We start from the raw sequence: 21,729 nt of genomic DNA, 5'->3' as shown, positions 1-21,729 counted from the left end.
ACCAATCCTCCACGTGCAGAGAATGCTGCGATTCTTTGAATCTGGAGCATTTCTCGGCCATCGATAGGGCTCCGATCGCGAGCGCGCGGCGGCGGTCGCCGCGATCTGCCCCGCTCATACGGCCGTCAGCAGCCGCTCGATCTCGTGGGTCGGATGCCGGGTCAAATCCTTGTCCACCTCGGCCAGCACCGCGGAGCCGAGCTTGCTGCCGATGGCGGCCCGGAGCACCGCCAAGGTCTTCGGCGGCGCCGCGAGAACGAAGCCACGGTGGCTGTCGGCCGCGTGCCGCGCCTCGATCTCGCGGGCCGTCTCCTCCGCGAAGGCCTGCTCCGCGAGCGTGTGCCAATCGGTGCCCTCGACGGCGCTGGTCGGGCCGCGCCCGTTCTGCAGGCGCCCGGGCCGATCCGTCCCCAACGCAGCGGTACGGTCTTTCTCCGCAGCCTCGCGCACGCATTCGACGGTGAGGTTCGGGTAAGTCGCATCGCCCGCGTTGCGCAGAAACAGCGCCTTGCGGCCGTCGCAGACGACGATCCAGGCATCGTGTGGAATTCTGAGCTTCATCTTGCGTCTCCAAGCGGCGGACTGGGGCGGCGCCCGGAGCGCCTACCGATCGGGTCAAACCACGGGTCGGGCGGGCCGCTCCAGGCTGAGAGACTTGGAGCATGTCCACGTGATCAGATGATCCCTATCTGGTCGGGACGTGATCGAGGCCCTCCCAGCCCGACGCGCGGCGACCCCGACCTGTTCCGCCAGCCGGCCGATGACTCCTCGAACTGACGCAAGCGAACACAGCGTTGCGGGCGCACCGCCGCTCGGCAATGGCGACGGCTCAGCCGCGCCCGTCGTCGGGCCGCGCGCCGCGGGTGATCAGACGCACCGCCTCGCGGCGCAACAGATCGAAGGGCGGTGAGCCCTTCAGCTTGCCGGCCATCTCCAGCACGATCAGCCCGTGCAGGGCCGCCCAGTAGACGCGGCTCAGGATCTCGGGTTCGCCCTCGAGCAGGCCGGCGCCAACCATATCCTCCACATAGCTCGTGAGCGTACGCCGTGAGCGCGTCTCGGCCCGCGCCAGATCGGGAAAGGCCGCATCGGAGGGCTGGTCGAGGGCGAACATCAGCTTGTAGGCGGCCGGCTCCGCGAAGGCGAAGTCCACATAGGCCTGGCCCAGCGCGCGCGAGCGTTCCCACAGGTCGCCCGGCTCGGCGTAGGCCCTCTCGATCCGCTCGGAAAAGCGTTCGAGCGCGGCGGCGCGGGTGGCGGCGAGCAACGCCTCCTTGTCGCGGAAGTAGCGGTAGAGGGAGGCCGCGCTCCAACCGAGCTCGCCTGCGATCGAGCGCAGCGAGGTCTTGGGAAAGCCGCGCTCGGCGAACTGCCGTTCGGCGATGGCGCAGATGCGCCCGCGGGCATCCCGAACCTGATCGTCTGTCAGCAGCGGCGGCACCCCCTTGTCATACCGAACAGCGTTCAGTAGGCAAGTGCTGAACACTGTTCAGCAGGATGGGACCCATGACCAGCGCCTTCAAGGACGACCTTCTCGCCGGCAAGACCGCCTTCGTCGCCGGCGGCACCAGCGGCATCAACCTGGGCATCGCCAAGCGCTTCGCGGCCCTCGGGGCCAAGGTCGCGGTGGTCGGCCGCAACCCCGAGAAAGCCGCAAACGCGGCCCGCGAGATCGGCGGCGGCGCGCTCGGCCTATCGGCGGACGTGCGCGAGTACGGCGCGATCCGCGGCGCCATGGAGCAGGTCGCACAGGCGTTCGGGCCGCTCGATATCGTCGTGTCCGGCGCGGCGGGCAACTTCCTGGCGCCGGCGAACGGCATGTCGGCCAATGCCTTCCGCACCGTCGTCGATATCGACCTCAACGGCACCTTCAACGTCTTCCGCGGCTGCTACGACCTGTTGCGGCGCCCGGGCGCGTCGCTGATCGCCATCACCGCCGGCCAGGCCGTCAACGCCATTCCTCTCCAGATTCACGCTTGCGCGGCCAAGGCCGGTATCAACCAGGTCATTCGCGTGCTCGCCATGGAGTGGGGTCCGGACGTGCGGGTGAACGGCATCTCGCCCGGCCCGATCGCCAACACCGAGGGCATGTCCCGCTTGGCGCCCGATCCGGCAACGCGCGAAGCCCACTACGCCCGCATCGCCATGGGCCGGTGGGGCGAGGTTGACGAGGTGGCCGAGTGCGCCGTCTTCCTGTCGAGCCCCTCTGCCTCCTACATCAGCGGCACGATCCTCGATTGCGATGGCGGCTCGCAGTTGGGCGATGCCTCGCGCCGCAATCTCGGCACCGGTCTCGCCTGACCCTGAGGAAGCAAGGCGGTGGGCCAGTTCATGAGGCCTGCCGCCAAATTTCGTGAATTGATCGACGACCCGGTTCCGTTTGCCGCTCGGTTGGCGCTATCTATCGCAACCCGTCAACGAGGCTTACCCGAATGTCCCTGTCGATCGGCCGCTCTTCCAGACCCGCCAGGATGCATCGGGCCTGGCGGGGCGGCGTGTATGCCGGCTCCATCGTGACGTTGCTCTTGCTCGCGGGTGCCGGGCCGGCCATCGCGCAATACTACGCTGGCTCGTGCCCACGCGGGCAGAAGTTCGCGGCCGGTGCCTGCGTCACCTCCTGTCCGGCCGGCTACTCGGACCAGGGGACCTATTGCCGCCTGCGCAACATGGGTGACTAGAGAGCGCTGTTGGAGCTGCTGAGGGCGGCTGCGGGGACGTTACCAGCCGCTTGTACCTGGAGCTTTCCCTTGTCGCGCCCGGCCAATCGGGACGCGCGCTCGCCGCGGCAGCGCTGGTCCGCGTCGCGAGCGTTGGCCGCAGCCGCCTTGCGAAACGGCGGCCAAGCGCTGCGCTTTTTTCGCATTTGCAGTCGATGGGCGCCGATGCCATGAACGCGTTACAAAACTCAAGCCGAACGCAAGAGGAGCGCGCCCATGACCGCCCAGGCCCCATACGAAACGATCCGCGTCGAGAAGCGCGGCCAAGTGGACTGGGTGACGCTGAACCGGCCCGATTCGCTCAACGCCATCTCCACCCGCATGGTGCGCGAGCTCAGCGCCTATTTCGGCGGGCTCTACGATGACGCGCAGACCCGCATCGTCGTGCTGAAGGGCGCCGGCCGCGCTTTCTGCGCCGGGCTCGACATCAAGGAACGCAGCACCCGCGGCAACGAGGAGGTGCCCTTCGGCGGCGGCTTCGGCTTCCAGGGCTTCCTGGCCGAGGTCTACATCAAGATGCGCCGCGCCCCGCAGCCGATCGTCTCGCTGGTCCACGGCCCGGCCTCCGGCGGCGGCTTCGCCTTCGTGCTGGCTTCGGACATCCGCATCGCCGGCGAGAGCGCCCGTATGAACGCCGCCTTCATCAAGCTCGGCCTGTCGTCCTGCGACATGGGCGTGAGCTACTTCCTGCCGCGGCTGGTGGGCGTGTCGGTCGCCTCCGAGCTGATGCTGACCGGCCGCTTCATCAACGCCCAGCGAGCCTTGGCCACCGGCCTCGTCTCCGAGGTGGTGCCCGATGATCAGCTGGAGGCCGCGGCGCAGCCTTATCTCGACGAGATGCTGGCCACCTCGCCGATGGGCCTGCGGATGACCAAGGAAGGTCTCTCCATGGCGGTCGACGCGGCCAGCCTGGAGGCGGCCATGGCGATCGAGAACCGCAATCAGGTGATGTGCGCGCGCTCCAACGACTTCGCCGAGGGGCTGAAGGCGTTCCTCGAGAAGCGCAAGCCGGTCTACACCAACAGCTGACCATACCACTGGCCGCCGCCCCGGACGGAGATCCGCGGCGGCGGCATCGCGGAGCCCGCCGCTCCGCCCATGGGAGACCAAAGATGGACACGACCCCGGCCGGGCTGCCCGCCGAAACTGAGAGCGAGACCCTCGAAGGCCTGCTCAACCGCCGCTACAGCTGCCGCGGCTTCCGCCCCGAGCCCGTCGGGCGGCCCGTGATCGAGCGCATGCTGACGCTCGCCCAGCGCACCGCCTCCTGGTGCAACGCCCAGCCGTGGAAGGTGATCGTGACCTCCGGTGCGGAGACCGAGCGGTTCCGCACGGGGCTCGCAGCCTATGCTGCGGCCAATGCTCCCAAACCGGACATTCCAGCGCCGCGCGAATACCGTGGCGTCTATCAGGAGCGGCGGCGCGAATGCGGCTTCCAGCTCTACGAGAGCGTCGGCATCGCGCGCGGCGACCGCGCCGGCTCGACAGTCCAGGCCATGGAGAACTTCCGTCTGTTCGGTGCGCCGCACGCGGCCATCATCACCAGCGACGAGGCGCTCGGCCCCTATGGGGCCGTCGACTGCGGCGCCTTCGTCAGCACCTTCTGCCTGGCCGCCACAAGCCTCGGCGTCGCGACGATCGCCCAGGCCGCCCTCGCCTCGCATTCGCCCTTCATCAGGGAGTTCTTCGCCCTGCCGCCCGATCGGTTGATCGTCTGCGGCATCTCATTCGGCTACGCCGATGATGCCCACCCGGCCAACGGCTTTCGGACGACCCGCGCCAAGCTGCCGGAGGTCGTGACCTGGGCGGAGGCGTAGCGCCGGAGGCTCACGCCCCTCAAGGCCGCCGGTGAAACTGAAAGCGGCATCTGTCGGCGCCGCTGGAGAGCACCGACGGCCGCTCGAAGGTGACGTTATAGGGGCCCGCGTTCAACTCGTCGGCCCAGACCGTATCGAGCGCGCAGAATACCGGCGTCACTTGCGGCGCGCCGTTGCCGCGGAAGAAGTCGTTGAAGAAGCAGCGCTCGACGTTAACGAAGCTGCGCTCGCCGTCCTGCACCTCCTGAACGTAGGCAAAGCTCTCGCCGAACACCGCTTCGCCGCCCGATTTGAAATTCTCGGCGGCACGCTCGAAGGCGTGCCCGGCGTCCTCGCGGGTGATCTTCATCCGGCTTGCGAGCCACTCCCGCACATGGGCACGGCGCGGCTCGACGAAGCTCTGCCGCAGGATGACCAACGCCCGCGCGTCCGAGCCCAGCGCCTCGCGCAGGGCCCGCCAACACGCGAGCACGATACAGCAGAGGGAGAGCAGGAAGGCATCCTGCTCGGTGCGCTGCCGATACGCATTGCTGCGATAAGCGACGTCGTATCCATCGCGTACCCGCTGCGATAGCCGCGCGGCATCGACCGCCGGCGCCACGGCACGCACCACCGCCACCATGTCATCGATCTGCCGCTCGATTTCCCCACCCAGGAATGCGCTCATGACGCCCTCACGACGGCTCCTCCCGCCTCCGGCGGCGGCTCGGGCGCGCCGGCCGCTCCAATGGCAAGACGATTTCGTGCGATGATCTGCGGGAGCGGATCATACCCACGTACGTCATCACAAGTCGATCGTGCGGCCGCATGGTGTGACCCATCGCGAACATTTGGATCGGCCAGTAGATGAGGTTGGCGCCATGACTGTCTGCCCTGGAAACGCTGCCATGCGGCGTGAGCTGTTGTGTCCCGGCGCGCCGAGGGTGTCGAAGGTCTTCGCCGCAGCTCTGGTGCTATGGGGGCTGACGGGAGGTGCGGCCTATGCGCAGCTCTCATCCAACTGCCCATCGGGGCTGAAATTCGCGGCCGGCGCCTGCGTCCAATCCTGCCCGGCAGGATATGAAGACCGCGGACGCGTGTGCGTCTATCGCAGTCTGGGCAGCTGAGCCTGGCGAGAAGGCGGCGACAAGCGTAGCTCGCCAGGCGGTATCGACTCGCGCTAGCCTCATGCGCGACGACGACGGCGCTTCTTCCTTCGGCACCCTCCCGGCGGACGGGCCGGCATGGTCCATCGGCCGCGTCGCCGCCGCTCGAATCGCAGGGAGCGCCGCCATGGCCGACAAGGTCGAGACATCAGCCCGCCCGCTTCGCTCCAAGGCCTGGTTCGACAACCCCGACAACGTCGACATGACGGCGCTCTATCTGGAGCGCTACCTCAATTTCGGGCTTAGCCAGGAGGAGTTGCAAAGCGGCCGACCGATCATCGGCATCGCCCAGACCGGATCCGACCTGTCGCCCTGCAACCGCCACCATCTGGAGCTGGCGAAGCGGGTGCGCGAGGGCATCCGCGAGGCGGGCGGCATCGCCATCGAGTTCCCGGTCCACCCGATCCAGGAGACCGGCAAGCGCCCCACGGCCGGCCTCGACCGCAACCTCGCCTATCTCGGGCTCGTCGAGGTGCTCTACGGCTATCCGCTCGACGGCGTCGTGCTGACCATCGGCTGCGACAAGACCACCCCGGCCTGTCTCATGGCCGCAGCGACGGTGAACATCCCGGCCATCGCGCTGTCCGTTGGACCGATGCTGAACGGCTGGCACAAGGGCGAACGCACGGGGTCCGGCACCATCGTGTGGAAGGCGCGCGAGTTGTTGGCGGCCGGCGAGATCGACTATGCGGGCTTCGTCAAGCTGGTCGCCTCCTCGGCGCCGTCGACCGGCTACTGCAACACCATGGGCACGGCGACGACGATGAACTCGCTCGCCGAAGCGCTCGGCATGCAGCTCCCCGGCTCCGCCGCCATCCCCGCCCCCTACCGGGACCGCCAAGAGATCGCCTACCGCACCGGGCTGCGCATCGTCGACATGGTGCGCGAGGATCTGAAGCCGTCGGACATCCTCACGCGCGAGGCCTTCATCAACGCCATTCGGGTCAACTCGGCCATCGGCGGCTCGACCAATGCGCCGATCCATCTCAATGCGCTCGCCCGCCACGTGGGCGTCGAGCTCACCATCGACGACTGGCAGACCTATGGCGAGGATATCCCGCTCCTGGTCAACCTTCAGCCGGCGGGAATCTATCTCGGCGAGGACTACTATCACGCCGGTGGCGTGCCCGCCGTCGTCAACCAGCTGATGACGCAGGGCCTCGTCCACGAGAAGGCCCTCACTGTCAACGGTCGCTCGATCGGCGACAATTGTCGCGGCGCCGCGATCGCCGACGAGGCGGTCATCTGGCCCTACGATCGCCCGCTGAAGGAGAAGGCTGGTTTTCGCGTGCTGCGCGGCAATCTCTTTTCGTCCGCCATCATGAAGCTCAGCGTGATCTCGTCGGAGTTCCGCCTTCGCTACCTCTCGAACCCGGACGACCCTGAGGCCTTCGAGGGGCGCGCCGTGGTGTTCGACGGGCCGGAGGACTATCACGCCCGCATCGACGACCCCGCCCTCGCCATCGACGAGACGACCATTCTGTTCATGCGCGGCGCCGGACCGATCGGCTACCCCGGCGCGGCCGAGGTGGTGAACATGCGCGCGCCCGCCCACCTCATCAAAGCCGGCATCCACGCCCTGCCCTGCATCGGCGACGGCCGCCAGTCGGGCACGTCGGGCTCGCCGTCGATCCTCAACGCCTCGCCGGAGGCTGCCATTGGCGGCGGCCTGGCGCTGCTGCGCACCGGTGACCGCGTGCGCATCGATCTCACGCGCGGCACCGCCGACATGCTGGTGCCGGAGGACGAGCTCGCCGAGCGCCGGCGCGCCCTCGAGGCTGCCGGCGGCTATGCCTACCCAGCGCACCAGACGCCCTGGCAGGAAATCCAGCGCGGCCTCGTCGGACAACTCGAGACCGGAGCCGTCCTGGAGCCGGCGGTGCGCTACCAACGCCTTGCCGAGACGAAGGGGATACCCCGCGACAACCACTGACGCGCCCACGCGATTGATGCGGTGCACCGACGCGAGATCCGACGGGGCGCCGAGAGCATTTCGCGATGGGATGGATTTGTCAACGCGGGCCGGGCATCCGCTCAAAGGCCTCAAGTTCATTGCGCTGAGCCGCTAGAGCATTTCCGCGTTTCTTCGAATCGCCGAAATGCTCTATCTATTTGATTTATCGCGTTTTCTTAACGCTAACCGGCGTCCACTCCGCTCGAAAACGCTCCAGGCGGGTCCAACCGACGGCTGATACCGTTCGAAGCCGACCGGGCGTGCGCGGCTCCATGTTTCAGGCTAGGCTTCGCGGCGGTTCGGCGCGTGTCACTGGTCGATCAGGAGAGTGCGGCGACGCCGCGACGGGCGGGCGAATGCGCGGGAACCGGCGAGGATGTATCGCCAGTCGACGTCCATCACTCGCCAGGGTGCATGCGCTCACGGTCGCGGCCCACATACAGCGCGTAGCCCACGCCGACGGCCGCCACGGCGAGTGGCATCACGATCCAGGCAAAGACCTCGTAGCTCATCTCAGCCCCCTTAGGGCAAGGCGCGCTGCGAAATCTAGCACGCCACCCGCGACCAACCAAGCAATCGGCCCCAGCATATGGACCCGATCGAATGGGATCGCGTTCGGTGAATATAGGCGGCGATCGGCGCGACAGTTCCGACCGTGATGAAGCCCGTCGAGCATCGATCCAGGGCGTTCGCGGCCAGCCTCTTGCGTTCGTTCTCGACCAGGCTCACGGCGCTCTCCCTGACGATCGGCAATCGTCCCATAGAGCGAAATGGTTGGCGGGTGGTGTCATACGGCAGCTTCGAGCGGGCTGTACGCCTTGAAGCTGGTGCGGTTCCGGGCGCGGCTGCGACGGGCGATCTCGCCCTCGCGCGTGGCACGACGCAGCCGTTCCAGGTGGCGCCTCCGATTCCAGCAGCCAGCGTTCCCAAGCCGCGACCGCCTCACGACGGCGAAGTATTACGTCAGGCGCCGATCAAAACGAACTGGATCTACGTGATAATCGGGATGCGCTGGGGCGCCAGGATTCGAACCTGGGAATGACGGTACCAAAAACCGTTGCCTTACCACTTGGCGACGCCCCAATGCGCCGCGGACCATAGTGGCGTGAACGTCGGCTTGCAATGCGTGGTGCGAACGGCCGGCGGGGCTGTGCACATCCTCGAGGAGGCGCACCGCCCGACAGCGGGCGGCCGCCCTACTCGGTGATTTTCGTCGATGGCGCCGTCGACGGCGAGATGGCGAGCAGATCCAAGGAGCGAACGATCGACACCAGCGCCAGCACGACGACCACGACTCGCAGAATCATCTTGATGCGGCCGTCGAAGGGCAGGAAAGCGATGAGCCAGATGATCAGGCCCGCGATGAGAAGCGTCACGAGCGCATGGGTCAGCACGGTGATGATCAAGCCTTCGGCCTCCGCGGTTGGCGGTCGCGGGGGCGACGGCCGTGTCCTCTCCAGTCTACCTAGGGCGGCCAAACCGTCGGGTGAAGGCATCCGATCGCAAAGTGTGCCGATTTCAATGAGTTGGAATATCTGGCCTGCGATTCGCCGGCTTTCGATGGGGCCCGTGCCCGAGCGGCGGTCGAGGCGCCTAGACCTGGGCTCGCCCCTCAAGCCGTGGCAAGCCGTGGCAAGCCAAAGGCAGGGTCGCGCATCATCTCTCGCCTGAGCCGCGTCAGGCATAGCGCGACAGCGCGGTTCAACCTGTCCGCAGGCCTGCCGGCATCAGCAGGCCAATCAACTAAGATATTGAGGGAATTGGCTTAGTGGTCGGAGTGGCAGGATTTGAACCTGCGACCCCCTCGTCCCGAACGAGGTGCGCTACCAGGCTGCGCTACACTCCGACAGCGCCGGGAATGGCCCGGCGGAGGCGGACTTATAGCGGCGTCCCTTCGGCACCGCAAGCCGCTTAACGGACAAGTCGAAGCTCTTGTGCACAGCCCAGGAGGGGGACCCCGGCGACACCGCGCCACAGCCCGAGTGCGGCGTGTTCGCGCTGCCGCACATATCCATCGGGCTTCGCGCAGGATGCGGGATGTCTGCGCTCAGGCTGAGACCGGACGAGCTCCCGCGAGCCTACGCGGTGGAGGCGGCCGCTGCCGCCGCAAGCGCCGGGTCTGGCGCGTCGACCGAGGCCGCGGACGTCGGGCGCGGCGGCTCGGCCATCGTCGGCTTGTCGGCAGCCGGCTCCTGCGGTGTGGGCTGGGCGGGTAGCACCCGCGCGGCGGCCGCCTGTCCCGGCAAGGGGCGTTGGGCCGGCGCGCGGTCGGGCGTGCCCTTGTCAGCCGTCGGTCTGTCGGTCGTCCCGGCCGGCGCGGGGCCGTCCGAAACAGGCCTGGCCGGCGCGGGTCTCGCGGCTGCGGCGGGGCGAGCCGGCCCTTCGGGCGGCCGGCTCGGCGCCCTGCCCTGCTCGCCCTCCGGACGACCGCTGAGGTCTGCGGGCACGGGCCGCACTGGCTGCGGCCGCCTGGGCGCTGGCCTCTCGGGCACGCCCTCGACCGGAACCGTCCGCTCGACCGCGGCGGCGGCCACGGGTCCGTCTGCGGCGGGCCGCGCGGGCGCTGGCCTCGCCGGTCGCGGACGCTCGGCCGGCGCCGTCTGCGGCACCCCCCTGTCCGCCGTTGGTCGGTCGGGCCGGCGGTCCGGCGGCGCGGCGGGCCGCGCCGGTTGCGGCCGGCCCGGCGGCGATCCCTCGGCCGGCCTATCGGCGGCCGGCTGCTTCATCACCAGGGGTACGCCGAGGCCCTGCTGGGGGGGCCGCTTGGGCAGGCCCTGGTGGAATTCGACCAGCCCGCGCTTGGAATTCTGGTAGAAGTTCTCGGCATGCATGCGGACATCGCGCGTCGCAGCCTTGGTGGGCGCGATCAGGTCCCCCAGCGCGACGGCGCACACCACATCCGGCAGCATCACGACCTCGCAGGGCCGCCCGAGGAACGACAGCATGGCCGGAACGTTCCAGATCGCGTCGACGAGCAGGTTTGCGTCGTGAAAGGCGATGATGACGTCCTTCCCGACCAGTCTCAGCACATTGACGAAATCTGCAAAGGCCGCCCGATTGGTGTGCTCGCCGTCGATGAGCACTAGCCTGGTGTCCATCCCGATCGCGGCAGGCGTGAGCTGCGCCGACGTGCCGTCGATGGCCCTGATCTTGCCGAGATCGGCTTGCGGCGCGGCCTTGGCCAGGGTGCCCATCATCGCCGCCGTGGTATTCTCCTTGTAGCGGAAGGAGACACCGCGCTCGTCGGGCTGCATGGGCGTGCGCGCATCGAGCGACACGATGCCCTGGCACCGCTCATCCAGCAGATGCGGCAAGATACTGCCGCCGAGATGGGAGCCGATCTCGAAGTACTTGTAGCCGCGCTCGCCGTAGTATGACGCAACGATGTTCTGCAGCAGCAACAGGGATCGCCTGTCGTGCGGCGAGGTTTGCGTCTCCACCGAAAACAGCGACACATCGCCCGACGCTACTCTGGTCGCAATACTCATGACGCCCGCCAGTTGAGATCAGCCCGCGGCAAGGTAGTCCGCCGCCGCCCCCGCCGACAAGATGTCTTTTTCGCGGCCGGCCCGAAGGCGAGCCGTGAGGCCCGCATCGCACGGCGGAAGCGATCCGGACCGGTGCACAGAATGTCGCGGGAAGGCCGGATTGAAGCCCTGTCGTCGCCGTGGGGACACGCATCGACGGGCTCGTCTCGATCGACGCCGCCGCGGCGCCTCCGGCGCCGTCAGCCTCCCGATCGCGGCTGTTGGTCCAGCACCGCGCCGCCGGACCGCTGCCCGCGGCCCGCGGCGGCGGCCTCAACAATTCGAGCAGATGCCGTTGACCTTGCGTTTGAGCTCCGCATCACGCTTCTGGAAGCTCCGCTCTTCGGCGTCCTTGAGCGCCTTGTTGCGGGCGATGAAGGCTTCGATATCGCGCTCACCGGTCTCGCTGGCCGCGGCCTGCGTCGGCTTCTCGGGCTTCTCCAGTTTGGCGGCCATGCCGCTTCCGGACGATGCGGCCACGGCCGCCAGCGCCCCGGCGAAAACCCAAGCCTTCAACACGCGCATCGCGTTCTCCTGCCTCCACCAACGCCCGCATGGGGACGATTCCCCAACGGGCCCGATCCGGTTAGCCAGCCTTCTTGTCGCTCCGATGGGTTAACGCGAGCGAAAGGAAGGCAAGCCGGTCACCGCGACACCATGTCCCCAAACGGCGGGGCCTGCCGTGCCGCGGCGCGCCTGCGCCATGGTCATAGCAGATTACGACCTTGCTGGATAATCGAGGGCTCGCGTGCCCACACCCCCTCCGCAGGTCGCTCCTTCCGAGGCTTGAGCGCGCAGCGCCACCGCTCCGGCGACGGCCAGCCCGCGCGGCGCGACGAAGCTCAGCCGTCGCTCACCGGCTGCTCGCGCGGGGCCGTGTCGTGCTCGGAGAGGTGCGCCTCCAGAACCTGCATGTACTGCTGGGAGGCGCAGGACATCTTCACATGGAAGCGCTTCCGCTCCGTCGCCCGCGACGGCTCGTTGGTATCGACCACGCCGGTGACTTGGACATGCTCGGAGCCGAGGCCGGAGACGTCCGCCTCCGCGTGGAACTTGGCGAGGCCGGGCGACCGCAGCAGCGCCATGACGGCGCCGCGCGCCGATTTATGCGCCATGTCGTGGCTCGTGCAGACGGATGGGATGCGGGAATAGACCACCGCGGCGATGGCCAGGATGACGCAACCGAAGGCCGTCGACTTGATGAATGCGTCCACGCTTGAACCCGCTTGTTTGCATAGCGATGATCGCAGCAAAGCCGCCCGGAGACAAGACTCACGGGCCGCGATCGCGCCGTCGGCGCCCCACCTCGGCGGGTAAAACGCGCCGATTGCAGGGGCTTGGGGGACGGTGATCAGATCAGGCGACCGGCCGTTCGGCGTGGCCTCAGTTCGGCCGCTGCCCCGATGTGCTCTGGGCCGGTTGCACCGCCGCGTGGTCCGACAGCCGGTCGTCGATCCACTCGATCGTGTGTGCGCCGGGATTGCATTTGAGCTTGACGACGAAGTCCTTCTGCAACACCGCGCCCGGTTTGTCGTGGATATCGACGCTTCCTGTGACCTGGATGTCCAGCGTGCCTACGCCGGTGATGGTCATATCGTCGCCGAACTTCGCCATCTCCGGAAAGATCGCGTGCGCCTTGACCGCCCCCTGTGCCGCCGACTTGATCTGGGGGACGTTGTCGCACGTGGATTTGACGCTGAAATACGCGGCCGTGAGGATGCCGGCGAACGGCACGGTGAACAGCGCGCCCATAAGATACTTGTTCACGACCTGCCCTGCCTCGTTTGCGCCCGCTGGCCATCCCGGTCGCCCCTCGGGTGGACCGATCGCACATGCGTCGGCGCCCAGCTCGCCGCTGCTTCGGCCGCGCTGAAAATCGCAGGGCTTCACCGCGCTGGCAATGGGGCCGCACTGCGACGCGCGAACGCACGCCGATCGCCGCCCTCGGCCGCGCGAGCCGCCACGGATCGCGCCCGAGTGATCGATTGAAGCAATCGCTCTTGACGGACCCATCGACCCGTTTACGCGTTCCGGCCGTGAATTCTGCGGCCGAATCGGCCGCGGCCGATGCGGGCGGCCATGCCTCCTGCCCGCGCCGGCGCCTTCGCCAGTTGTCAGGTTTGCGCGCCGCCGGAGGTGAGCATTGAAGGGTAAGCAGGTCGCGGCACTCCCGTATCGCGCCCGCAAGGGAATCGAGATCCTGATGCTCACCTCGCGCAGCACGCGGCGGCCGGTGATCCCCAAAGGCTGGCCGATCAAGGGCATGAAGGACAGTGCGGCGGCCGCCCGGGAAGCGCTGGAGGAGGCTGGGCTGACCGGCAAGATCGGCAAGCGGCCGATCGGCACCTACGGCTATTGGAAGCGGCTCGACGATCACTTCCGTTTCGTCGAGGTGAAGGTCTATCCCCTGCGTGTCACCCGGCAGCGCAAGCGCTGGCCGGAGATGGGGCAGCGCCAATGCCGCTGGCTCTCGGCCGCCGATGCGGCGCTGATCGTCGACGAGCCGGGCCTGGCCGCCCTGATCGAGAGCTTTACGAGCCTCCTCGGCAGGAAGGCAGGCACGCGCCGCCGCAAACGCCGCGTCAAGAAGCAAAGCAAGACCCTGGCACTCCCGCCGGCGAGCAATGACAATGTCGGCCGCGGCCGGTGCCGGTCGACTGAGCGCGCTCGCGCCCCCGGGCGAGGCGAGACTCGCCGCGCCTCGGCGCGAGCGCCGGACTGAAAGCATGACCCGATCGGACGGCATCGTCTGATCGGGTCGAATGCTCCGGCCTACTGAACGTGGAGCGCTTCTTTCCGCACGGGCGGTTCCAGCCGATCGGCGGGAAGCGCTCTGACGGCCGTCGCGTCGCCTGCCTGGCGCCCCGCGGCAGCGCGCCGCCGGTAGCCCGGCCCGTCGGTGAGCCGCTGCCCCAGGGCCCGCCCCGGCGCTTCGACGTAGCGGTAGGTGGCGGTGGAGACGAGCAGGACCACTGCCAGGTAGACGACCATGAGAACGTCGCCGATGGCGGGGTTCGCCAGCATCAGCAGCCGGCCGTCCGGCAGCGGTGAGAAGCTGCCGCTGCCCGGCAGCCGCTTCAAGGCGAAGGTGAAGGGAATGACGACGAAGACGTGCACCATGTACACCGAGTAGGAGATGCGGCCCAGGAACTGGGCCGTCGCCGTGGTCAAGGGCACGGCCAGCGGGCCGACGTCGCCGACCAGGAGGAGGAGGGCTGCGCCGAACAACGGCACCACGGCGAAGGCCCAGGGGCCGCTGACGAAGGCGAGAATCGCGAGCACCGTCGCGGCCACGGCCAGTTGGGCTGCGGCAAGGCCGCCGGTGCCGACCCCGTCGGCAAGCCGGCGCCACGACGGTCGGCGCACCAAGCCGGCGATGCACGCGCCGAGCGTGAAGCCCGCGGCACAACGCGCCGAGCCGCTGAAGGTGCCGAAGGCGCCGACGGCGATCGGCCAATAGAGGGCCAGGGCCGCCAGCGCGGCCAGCGCCAGCATCAGCCCGCGCGCGCCCACGCCCGGGTCCCGAGGCTGGGGAGCCGCCGCGGGGGCCGCGCCATGGCCGGCGGCGCCGCGGCCGCGCGAGGCGGCCGCCAGCGCAAGCAGGCCGAACGCGACATAGGCGGCGAACTCGCACGAAATGCTCCAACTGGGCGCGTTCCAGCCGATGGTGCCGTTGAAGCCCAGCCCCTGCACCAGGAAGAGGTGGGCGGCGACGAGATCCAGTCCCCGCTCGCCGGCGAACGGCATCGGCCCGTTGGGCGGGTGCCCCAGGCCGACCCACACCGCCCGCGCCGTCTCCAGCGCCAGGAAGCACGCCAGCACGAACAGATGCAGCGGGTAGAGCCGGAAGAACCGGCGCAGCATGAAGCGGGTGAAATCCAGCCCGTCCGCGATGCGGCGGCCGTAGACGGTCGCGATCACGAAGCCGGACAGCACGAAGAACAGGTCGACCGCCAGGAAGCCATTGGCGATGAACGTGCTACGCGAGAGGTGCGTCTGCCAGTTGACGTGGAAGAGGACCACATAGACGGCCGCCGCTCCCCGCAAGCCGTCCAGAGCCACGAAGCGCTCGCGCGATGCCAAACCAGCCCCCGACCGACGAAAAATCGATGAGCCGGTATTAGACCGGAGCTAGCGGCCCCAAGGCAAGGTCTTGCGAGCAACACTCCCCGGCCGTCGCTCCGCCCGGTCAGCTTCGGCCGCGGCGCGCCTCGCGCTCGGCCCGCGTGCGCTCCAGGGCCGAATGGGACCGCTGCGCCGCGCTCTCGCAATGCGCGTGCAGTTCCTCCAGCTCGGCGTCGGTGAGCCGCTCGATGCCCATGAACTCGTCCTCCGCCGCGGACGAGCGGATCAGCTCGTCGAGCTTGGTCTGCACGGCCGCGCCATCGCGGTTCTGGGTGTTCTGGATCACGAACACCATGAGGAAGGTCACGATCGTGGTGCCGGTATTGATGACTAGCTGCCAGGTCTCCGAATAGCCGAAGAAGGGCCCCGACGCTGCCCAGCCGACGACGACGAGAAGGCTGACGAGGAACGTGGCCGGGCTGCCGGCAAAGTGGGCCGTCATGGTGGCGAACTTGGCGAATGTCGCGTTGAACCACGATGCCTGGGTCAAGGAGCGCTCCCTGATGGCGGCGGCCTGCATGGATGTGCCGCCTGTCTCGCCGCAGCCGAACGCCGTCCCGTTGCAAAGGTTCCGCTCACCGCATCCGGAGCGATGGCGCGAGGCGCGCGCGGACGGTGCGTGGCTGCCCGCGGAGACCCTGGACGCGTCAGTCGCCGGCGGGGCATGCGTCACCATGTGATGCCCCTCGCGTGCCGCCGCCGGCGCGGGCGCGCGCCCGCGGCCGGTGATGATCGGTGTGCTACACGAAGCCGTCGCCCATCGATTCCGCGGAGCCGGGCCCGGTGGCCGATCGCATTCTTGACCGTTTTGACACCAATCAACATGGCAGAAAGCTGGAGACTGCTGATGAAATTGCCGGATACCGTCGACTGGAAGGAAGAATGCCGGCGCGTGACTGACACAATGCGCGAATATACCAAGGGTTGCGTGACGCCGATTTGCAGCAACATCAATGAGCGCGAGGGCGCCTTGCACGGCACGGGCGCCTACGTGTCGGCCCTGGGCCAGACCATGCTCGTCACCAACGACCACAACTTCGATTTTCGGGGCAGATCATGCGCGCCGGACGACCTGGCCATCATGTTCGCCGGCAGCCCGCTGTTCTACCACGTCCACAACTCGCTCTACGCGATCGGCTATCCCATCGATTGTGCGCTGTCGCGCATCGCCCCGGAGGTGTGGACGCAGGCCGGGGGCGACGCCCCCGCCGGCGCCGCCATTGCGGAAGCCCAGCTGGCGCTGGCCCACGACCCGGTGGAGAACGAACTGCTGTTCTTCGAGGGCTACCTGGGCGAGGGACAGACGTTGGCCTACGCGACGCTGCCCGACAGGATGGCCGCCCACGTCACCCAGGAGGCCCCCGTGCCGCCCGAATACGGCGACGAGCGCTTCCACTTCGCACTCCAATATTGGGGCGATCTGGACGCGGAGCCCAGCGCCGACCAGGGCCTGCCGGCGCCCAAGGGCTTCAGCGGCTCCCTGGTGTGGAACACGGGCTACACCGAGGCGCGCAGCCGCGGGCAGCTCTGGACGCCGCAGGATGCCAAGGTCACCGGCGTCGTCTGGGGCTGGTCCTCGTCCAAGGCCTGCCTGATCGCCACGCGAATCGAGTTCATCCGCAGCTGGCTGATGCGCTCGCTGGAGGTGATGCAGGCGTCGGCCGAGATCCGCGTGGAGTGAGATGAACTGCGGAGGCGCACGCGCGTGTTGGCGCTCCGCCCCCGTGACGGGACCATGCCGCGACGTGCTCGCCAGCACCTGGGGCCACTCGCCGGCGCCGCCGCCCCCGGCCCGGGCCTTGCGGCAGGCGCGCCCGCGCACATCCGTTCGTGCGGCCGTCCTGTTGGATGCCCCTGCGCCGTTCCACCGGCGCACGGTTCGACGGGAGGGCAGCCATGAGCACCCAAGCTACTGCAACCGACCGCCTGCGGCGATCGGTGAGCTCCACGACAGGCGCGGCAGCGCAGCCCGCGCGGTTCGACGCGGTGCGCGCGTCCGCCGCGCCGGTCGGGGCCTGCACGGTCATGATCGAGGACAGGGTCCTCTACCGGGAGTGCGTCGGCGCCGCGCTGCAGGCCATGGACCCCGGCCACCGCTTCCAGGTCTTCGACAGCGTGGGCGCGTGGGCGCAGAGCGCCGAGGCGCGCAGGACGGCGCTGCTCATTCTCTGGATGTCGGCGTCGGATCAGCCCACGGCCGTCGACGGCGTCTTCGCCGGCCGCCTCAAGCAGGTGCTCGCAGCGCCTGCGCCGCCGCCCGTGGCCGTGATGTCCGATCTGGATCGTCCTGATTGCGTCGCCCACGCGATCGACAGCGGCGCGCGCGCCTTCCTGCCCACGAGCATGGGCGTGGATGTGGCGGCCAAGGTGCTGGCCATCGTGCGCGCCGGGGGCAGCTTCATACCCGCGAGCGCGCTCGCGGCGATGGCCCCGGCCGGCGACGGGCCGGCGCGGCGCGCGGCCGAGCTGGCAAGCCTCCTGTCGCCGCGCCAGCTCGCCATCGCCAGGGCCATCCGCCGGGGCGGCTCGAACAAGGCGATCGCCTACGATCTGGCCATGAGCGAGAGCACCGTGAAGGTCAACGTCAAGGCCATGATGCGCAAGCTCAACGCGAGAAACCGCACCGAGCTCGCCCTGGCGACGCGGGCCCTGGATGCGGCCGGCTGAGGGGCCCGGCCCCCGCCTTTTGCCCTTGAGGGGCTCGACGGCACCCGCCCACGCGTGCTGACATCTCCCCGACGGGAGGTTGCGTATGCCAAAAGTCGAATTCCGGGCGAGTCCTGCCAACGACCGCCGTTCCGCCGCGCTCGCGACGTTGGTCGACGACCAGGCGGTGGCCACGGCGAAGCTCGACGCCGATCAGGTGTCCCAGTTCATCAAGACCTTCGCGGCGCTGAGAGCGCAGTTGCTGGAGCCCGTGCCGAAACGCCCCGACGCCCTGCCGGCCCCGGTTGACGATCCGGCCATCCAGCTCGAGCGGCTGCCGACCGGGGCGATCGCGCTCAACATCCGCCATCCCGGCTTCGGCTGGATCGCGTTCCAGCTCGCGCCGGGCTCGGCCAGGCGGTTGACCGAATGGTTCCGCACCGGCTGAGGAGCGTGGTATACCCTCGGGCCCGATCCGCCCGTCCGATGAGCTGGTTTGCGTCGCGGTGGGGACGCCCGTAAGATTTCCGCGGCCGCCGGGCTCGAGCCGGCGGCCTTTCATGGAGGGCCACAGCGCATGTTGACCGTCTCTGCCATCGGAAGCTGTCGCGTCTTCACCCCGCTGAACTTGGTGCGCCGCCGCAAGGAAATCTTGACCGGACACGCCTCTGCGGAGTGGTATACACACTCGACCAAGGACGTACTCCAGAAGATCGATATCGGCTGATACTCAGCTTTGCCGCATAATAGTACGTTGCCATAGGAACACTCCCGCAGCTCGAGCTTCGCTAGACTAGGAGGGAGCGTCCGGCCGGGCCATGCCCCCTAGGGGGAGGAGGGGCGCGCGCCGCGGTGATGCCGGGTGCGGTCAATGCCGCGCGGCCTGGTCGAGCCTGGCCTTGATCTCCCGCAGGATGTCGGTCTGCAGCCGCACCTGCTCCTCGAGCCGCACGATGCGGTCCCGATCCCGGTCGAGACTGTCGAGCCGTCCTACGCTGCGTGTGCGCTCCGCATCGAGGGCATCGATGCGGGCTTCGGATTTGGCGGCGAACCACATGCCGCCGCCGATCTGGGCGACGACGGCGGTCGCGACCAGGAACGATACGCGCTTGGGCAGCACGACATAGCCGCCGCCGTCGCTCGGCAGTTCATCCTTGCTCATGCCGCCCGTCCTCCTCAGCCTTGCCTGACCCAACGCGCACCGCACCGGCGCTCGCCGAAGTCGTTGTGGGCCCAGAGGCGGCGCAGCTCGGCATCGGACAGGCCGGCCCGAGCCGCGGCCGATAGCTTGATCGGCCTCGCCGTCTCGCAGAACGCCCCGCCAGCGCCGCCGCCGGCGAGGCTGGCGCAGCCGCCAAGCGCGAGCAGGCCCAGCAGCAGCGCCGGCTTGCCCCAGCGCTCAAAATCCCGCTCCAGCTCCGCTCGGGGCTTGCCGGCCGCCGTCCGGTCAGCCGCGTCCCGCGCCCGTGCCGCGGCGCTGTTTGCCTGCTCGAGATCCCGGCTCTGCGCCTCGCGGCCCGCCTGGAACACGCGCGCCCCCTGCAGCAGGGCAGCGACGAGCGCCCCGGCCGCCGCCGCCAGCCGCCAATCCCGCGTCGCCCGGGCCACGACGGCGAGGACCGCGATGACCGGCAGGGCCATGGCGAGCCAATGCCAATAGGCCACGACGAAGGCGATCATGCCGGCATCCCCGGCGCCTCGGCCGCGGCGGTCGCCGCCGGCACCGGTGCTGCCACCACTGGCAGGTCGAGCGCGTCGACGAGCTCGTCCTGCCGGCGGGCGGCCCACAGCCGGTAGGCGACGCCGCCGGCCACCGCGAACGCCCCTGCTGCCGTCAGCACGGTGACGACGACGGCCATGGCCGGCAGCCGGTCGGCCAGCGGGGTCACCGCGTCGGTGATCTGCGTCAACGCAGTGGTGACTACGCCGCCGCCTGCTAGCGCATCGGCGACGCCCTTGGGCGGCGCGCTCCTCGCCGCCTCGATCGGCGCCTTGGCGCTGCCCGCCGCCGAAAACACCGGCCCCGGGCCACCCGCACCGGACGCCAGCGCCTGCCCCGCAGCCCTGACATTGCCGACCCGGCTCGTCCAGCCCCTGCCGAACACGGCCCAGGTGCGCAGCGCCCTGAGAAAGATCATGCGGCGCTCGCAGATGTCGGCAATCAGCCGATCATGATCGGGGTGCTCGCGCGCGCCCTGCAAGGTCACCGCGCCGACGATCCCGTCGGCCTTCACGCCGAGGCAGCGCTGCAGCCACTTGACCGCCTGCACAGGTCCCGAGTTCACCGCGCCGTCGAAGACCACCAGGTCGACGCCACCAGGCAGTTCGTCGCCCCTGATCTTGTCCCAATACTGGCCCTCGTAGACCTCGGCGACCTCCCCGCCTGTGATCAAATAGACATCTCGGTTCGCCAGACCCTTGCGCCGCCGGAAGGCATTGTAGACGCGCTGCGTCACGCCGCGATTGGTGCGCCCGCCCGGATCGCGCGGATCGTCGACCCGGCCGCCCTCATACACGAGGACGCGCACCAGGGCACTGGCCTGGTTCTGTTGCATGCTGGTTCTCCGCTTGGATTGGATCTGCGAACTGAGTGAGTGGCCAAGACCGGCTTGCCTCACCCCAAATGCACTCTCACGCTACACAAGAACCACGCGGACGGCGGCCGCGGCCCGTCTTGTCGCGTGCCTCGCCGCTCCGTGGCCGCAGCCGCTGCGGCTCTCCGCCGTATCGCTTGGCGCAATTTCCGGCGGCTGCAGGCGCATGCGGATAAGCGGCACGTCGTCATAACGTGCCGCTTACAGCGGAAAGCAACCTCGTCACGGCTATGGCACTCGCCGCATGCCCTGGGAAATCGCCCAAGCACAAGGGTCGCCTCAAGCGCATCAGCGGCATACGTCGACAGCACTTGTGAATGACGGGGGACAAGTCTATCCCCTCCCAGCTGTCACCACCGAAGGACGCGGGGTACTGGATTTCTTCAACCACGTGTTTGGAGGCGCGACGAAGGTAAAATGCACGTCCTCGGCGGACTGGGCGTCGGCGCACCGTTCGTTGTGATTGTGATTTTCGCGCCGGCGGCTTATTTTAGTCGGAGGTCACCGAGCTACCTTCTCCGACGTTGAGTTCTACTCCCATCAGGCCATTACCGCACGCATTTGCGCAACCCCCTCGACCGGCTAGCAATTCTCACTGCTCAGCCGCCCAATCGGAGCCTCCGGCCCCAGGGATCGCATAGCGGGCTATGCTCCTATCCCGCAATCACCTTGAAGTGATAAAATGAACCTAAACTCTCTAATACTTCCCGGATTCGTCGCCACAGTGTCACTTGCAATCTTACTATTGGTACTCTTCTATGCAAAACAATTAAATGACGAAGACTAGTAAATTTGTCGAATAAATAAGATATAACGGAGAGCAAAAGCGAGAATAGCCAACAATAATACATCATTGCTTAAATCATCGCTTATACCAAGTCCCGTTGATCAGTACCGGTGAGCCCATTCGCGCACGCCGATTGTCATGATCTTCCACGGCTGATCGACGAGGCGGTTCCAGGCCTCACAGCAGTGGTCGACGAGATTGTCGTAGGACTGGAAGACGCGGTTTGAGAGCCAGTTGTCGCGCATGAACTGCCAGACGTTCTCTACGGGGTTCAGCTCGGGGCATTTGGGTGGGAGAGGCATCAGTGTGATGGTCGGCGGCACCACGAGGTGGCGGGAGAGGTGCCAGCCGGCCTGATCGAGAAGAAGAACGGCATGCTTGCCCGGCGCGATCTCGGTCGCGATCTCGGCCAGGTGG

The 21,729-nt window shown here is 68.2% G+C and carries 25 protein-coding genes and 2 tRNA genes; 11 read left to right on the top strand and 16 right to left on the bottom strand.

Going from position 1 to position 21,729, the window contains the following annotated elements:
* Positions 1 to 114: 114 nt before the first annotated feature.
* Together IEW34_RS04745 and IEW34_RS04740 are read right to left on the bottom strand one after the other, a co-directional pair.
* Complete coding sequence (locus IEW34_RS04745) at positions 115 to 561, bottom strand: host attachment protein (RefSeq protein ID WP_188608021.1); 447 nt, start codon at positions 559 to 561, stop codon at positions 115 to 117.
* Between the two features lie 268 nt (positions 562 to 829).
* The gene (locus IEW34_RS04740; protein ID WP_188608020.1) at positions 830 to 1,441 is read right to left on the bottom strand and encodes a TetR/AcrR family transcriptional regulator; all 612 of its coding nucleotides are present in this window, start codon (positions 1,439 to 1,441) and stop codon (positions 830 to 832) included.
* A 65-nt stretch (positions 1,442 to 1,506) separates the two neighbouring features.
* Here IEW34_RS04740 and IEW34_RS04735 point away from each other — a divergent pair, with 65 nt between their 5' ends.
* The 4 genes from IEW34_RS04735 (at position 1,507) to IEW34_RS04720 (ending at position 4,534) form a co-directional block, all read left to right on the top strand.
* Positions 1,507 to 2,301, top strand: a complete 795-nt coding sequence (locus tag IEW34_RS04735) for an SDR family oxidoreductase (RefSeq protein WP_188608019.1) — start codon at positions 1,507 to 1,509, stop codon at positions 2,299 to 2,301.
* 131 nt (positions 2,302 to 2,432) lie between these two features.
* The gene (locus IEW34_RS04730; RefSeq protein WP_244641795.1) at positions 2,433 to 2,678 is read left to right on the top strand and encodes a hypothetical protein; all 246 of its coding nucleotides are present in this window, start codon (positions 2,433 to 2,435) and stop codon (positions 2,676 to 2,678) included.
* A gap of 255 nt (positions 2,679 to 2,933) precedes the next feature.
* Positions 2,934 to 3,746 (top strand): enoyl-CoA hydratase/isomerase family protein, encoded by an 813-nt coding sequence (locus IEW34_RS04725; protein ID WP_188608018.1) that lies wholly within the window; start codon positions 2,934 to 2,936, stop codon positions 3,744 to 3,746.
* 83 nt (positions 3,747 to 3,829) lie between these two features.
* A complete protein-coding gene (locus tag IEW34_RS04720; protein WP_188608017.1) occupies positions 3,830 to 4,534 on the top strand; it encodes a nitroreductase in 705 nt (234 codons plus the stop codon).
* 19 nt (positions 4,535 to 4,553) lie between these two features.
* On the opposite strand, the gene IEW34_RS04715 is transcribed toward IEW34_RS04720, so the two are convergent.
* Complete coding sequence (locus tag IEW34_RS04715; protein WP_188608016.1) at positions 4,554 to 5,201, bottom strand: L-2-amino-thiazoline-4-carboxylic acid hydrolase; 648 nt, start codon at positions 5,199 to 5,201, stop codon at positions 4,554 to 4,556.
* A gap of 605 nt (positions 5,202 to 5,806) precedes the next feature.
* On the opposite strand from IEW34_RS04715, the gene IEW34_RS04710 reads away from it, so the two are divergent.
* A complete protein-coding gene (locus tag IEW34_RS04710) occupies positions 5,807 to 7,612 on the top strand; it encodes an IlvD/Edd family dehydratase (RefSeq protein WP_188608015.1) in 1,806 nt (601 codons plus the stop codon).
* Between the two features lie 679 nt (positions 7,613 to 8,291).
* Entirely contained in the window at positions 8,292 to 8,675 is a 384-nt protein-coding gene (locus tag IEW34_RS04705; RefSeq protein WP_188608014.1) for a hypothetical protein, read from the top strand.
* On the opposite strand, the gene IEW34_RS04700 is transcribed toward IEW34_RS04705, so the two are convergent.
* The 7 genes from IEW34_RS04700 to IEW34_RS04670 all read right to left on the bottom strand — a co-directional run bounded on the left by IEW34_RS04700 (position 8,645) and on the right by IEW34_RS04670 (position 12,912).
* Positions 8,645 to 8,716, bottom strand: a tRNA-Gln gene (locus IEW34_RS04700). The two genes, IEW34_RS04705 and IEW34_RS04700, sit on opposite strands and share 31 nt — an antisense overlap.
* A 113-nt stretch (positions 8,717 to 8,829) precedes the next feature.
* The gene (locus tag IEW34_RS04695; RefSeq protein WP_244641794.1) at positions 8,830 to 9,039 is read right to left on the bottom strand and encodes a Thivi_2564 family membrane protein; all 210 of its coding nucleotides are present in this window, start codon (positions 9,037 to 9,039) and stop codon (positions 8,830 to 8,832) included.
* Between the two features lie 363 nt (positions 9,040 to 9,402).
* Positions 9,403 to 9,479, bottom strand: a tRNA-Pro gene (locus IEW34_RS04690).
* Between the two features lie 232 nt (positions 9,480 to 9,711).
* Positions 9,712 to 11,121: a class I SAM-dependent methyltransferase gene (locus IEW34_RS04685; protein ID WP_188608013.1), complete on the bottom strand. Its 1,410-nt coding sequence runs from the start codon at positions 11,119 to 11,121 to the stop codon at positions 9,712 to 9,714.
* Between the two features lie 312 nt (positions 11,122 to 11,433).
* A complete protein-coding gene (locus IEW34_RS04680; RefSeq protein WP_188608012.1) occupies positions 11,434 to 11,685 on the bottom strand; it encodes a hypothetical protein in 252 nt (83 codons plus the stop codon).
* Positions 11,686 to 12,002: 317 nt separating this feature from the next.
* Positions 12,003 to 12,374 carry a hypothetical protein gene (locus IEW34_RS04675; RefSeq protein ID WP_188608011.1) on the bottom strand — a complete coding sequence of 124 codons (372 nt, stop codon included), beginning with the start codon at positions 12,372 to 12,374 and terminating at the stop codon, positions 12,003 to 12,005.
* 169 nt (positions 12,375 to 12,543) lie between these two features.
* The gene (locus IEW34_RS04670) at positions 12,544 to 12,912 is read right to left on the bottom strand and encodes a hypothetical protein (protein WP_188608010.1); all 369 of its coding nucleotides are present in this window, start codon (positions 12,910 to 12,912) and stop codon (positions 12,544 to 12,546) included.
* A gap of 391 nt (positions 12,913 to 13,303) precedes the next feature.
* Between IEW34_RS04670 and IEW34_RS04665 the strand changes: the two genes are divergently transcribed.
* Positions 13,304 to 13,882 carry an NUDIX hydrolase gene (locus IEW34_RS04665; RefSeq protein ID WP_188608009.1) on the top strand — a complete coding sequence of 193 codons (579 nt, stop codon included), beginning with the start codon at positions 13,304 to 13,306 and terminating at the stop codon, positions 13,880 to 13,882.
* Between the two features lie 50 nt (positions 13,883 to 13,932).
* Here IEW34_RS04665 and IEW34_RS04660 read toward each other — a convergent pair whose 3' ends face one another.
* Positions 13,933 to 15,222, bottom strand: coding sequence for an acyltransferase family protein (locus IEW34_RS04660; protein ID WP_188608008.1), 1,290 nt, complete (start codon positions 15,220 to 15,222; stop codon positions 13,933 to 13,935).
* Between the two features lie 127 nt (positions 15,223 to 15,349).
* Positions 15,350 to 15,775, bottom strand: coding sequence for a low affinity iron permease family protein (locus IEW34_RS04655; RefSeq protein WP_280516261.1), 426 nt, complete (start codon positions 15,773 to 15,775; stop codon positions 15,350 to 15,352).
* Positions 15,776 to 16,177: 402 nt separating this feature from the next.
* On the opposite strand from IEW34_RS04655, the gene IEW34_RS04650 reads away from it, so the two are divergent.
* The 4 genes from IEW34_RS04650 to IEW34_RS31215 all read left to right on the top strand — a co-directional run bounded on the left by IEW34_RS04650 (position 16,178) and on the right by IEW34_RS31215 (position 18,658).
* A complete protein-coding gene (locus IEW34_RS04650) occupies positions 16,178 to 16,966 on the top strand; it encodes a hypothetical protein (protein WP_210324448.1) in 789 nt (262 codons plus the stop codon).
* 215 nt (positions 16,967 to 17,181) lie between these two features.
* Positions 17,182 to 17,952 carry a helix-turn-helix transcriptional regulator gene (locus IEW34_RS04645; RefSeq protein ID WP_188608005.1) on the top strand — a complete coding sequence of 257 codons (771 nt, stop codon included), beginning with the start codon at positions 17,182 to 17,184 and terminating at the stop codon, positions 17,950 to 17,952.
* 148 nt (positions 17,953 to 18,100) lie between these two features.
* A complete protein-coding gene (locus IEW34_RS04640; RefSeq protein ID WP_210324447.1) occupies positions 18,101 to 18,379 on the top strand; it encodes a hypothetical protein in 279 nt (92 codons plus the stop codon).
* Positions 18,380 to 18,508: 129 nt separating this feature from the next.
* The gene (locus IEW34_RS31215) at positions 18,509 to 18,658 is read left to right on the top strand and encodes a hypothetical protein (RefSeq protein WP_505625267.1); all 150 of its coding nucleotides are present in this window, start codon (positions 18,509 to 18,511) and stop codon (positions 18,656 to 18,658) included.
* A 141-nt stretch (positions 18,659 to 18,799) separates the two neighbouring features.
* Here the strand turns inward: IEW34_RS31215 and IEW34_RS04635 are convergent, their stop codons facing one another.
* From IEW34_RS04635 to IEW34_RS04620, 4 genes are all read right to left on the bottom strand, one after another.
* On the bottom strand, positions 18,800 to 19,093 hold the full coding sequence (locus IEW34_RS04635) for a hypothetical protein (RefSeq protein WP_188608003.1): 294 nt from the start codon (positions 19,091 to 19,093) through the stop codon (positions 18,800 to 18,802).
* A 14-nt stretch (positions 19,094 to 19,107) separates the two neighbouring features.
* On the bottom strand, positions 19,108 to 19,611 hold the full coding sequence (locus tag IEW34_RS04630; protein WP_188608002.1) for a hypothetical protein: 504 nt from the start codon (positions 19,609 to 19,611) through the stop codon (positions 19,108 to 19,110).
* The gene (locus tag IEW34_RS04625; RefSeq protein ID WP_188608001.1) at positions 19,608 to 20,486 is read right to left on the bottom strand and encodes a glycoside hydrolase family 108 protein; all 879 of its coding nucleotides are present in this window, start codon (positions 20,484 to 20,486) and stop codon (positions 19,608 to 19,610) included. The genes IEW34_RS04630 and IEW34_RS04625 overlap by 4 nt, the downstream gene beginning before the upstream one ends.
* Before the next feature lie 927 nt (positions 20,487 to 21,413).
* A partial coding sequence (locus IEW34_RS04620) for a transposase (RefSeq protein ID WP_188608000.1) occupies positions 21,414 to 21,729 on the bottom strand: 316 nt, incomplete at its 5' end.

The sequence above is a fragment of the Chelatococcus reniformis genome, assembly GCF_014640075.1.
Lineage (GTDB): Bacteria > Pseudomonadota > Alphaproteobacteria > Rhizobiales > Beijerinckiaceae > Camelimonas > Camelimonas reniformis.
This window is presented reverse-complemented; position numbering and strand designations above follow the sequence as displayed.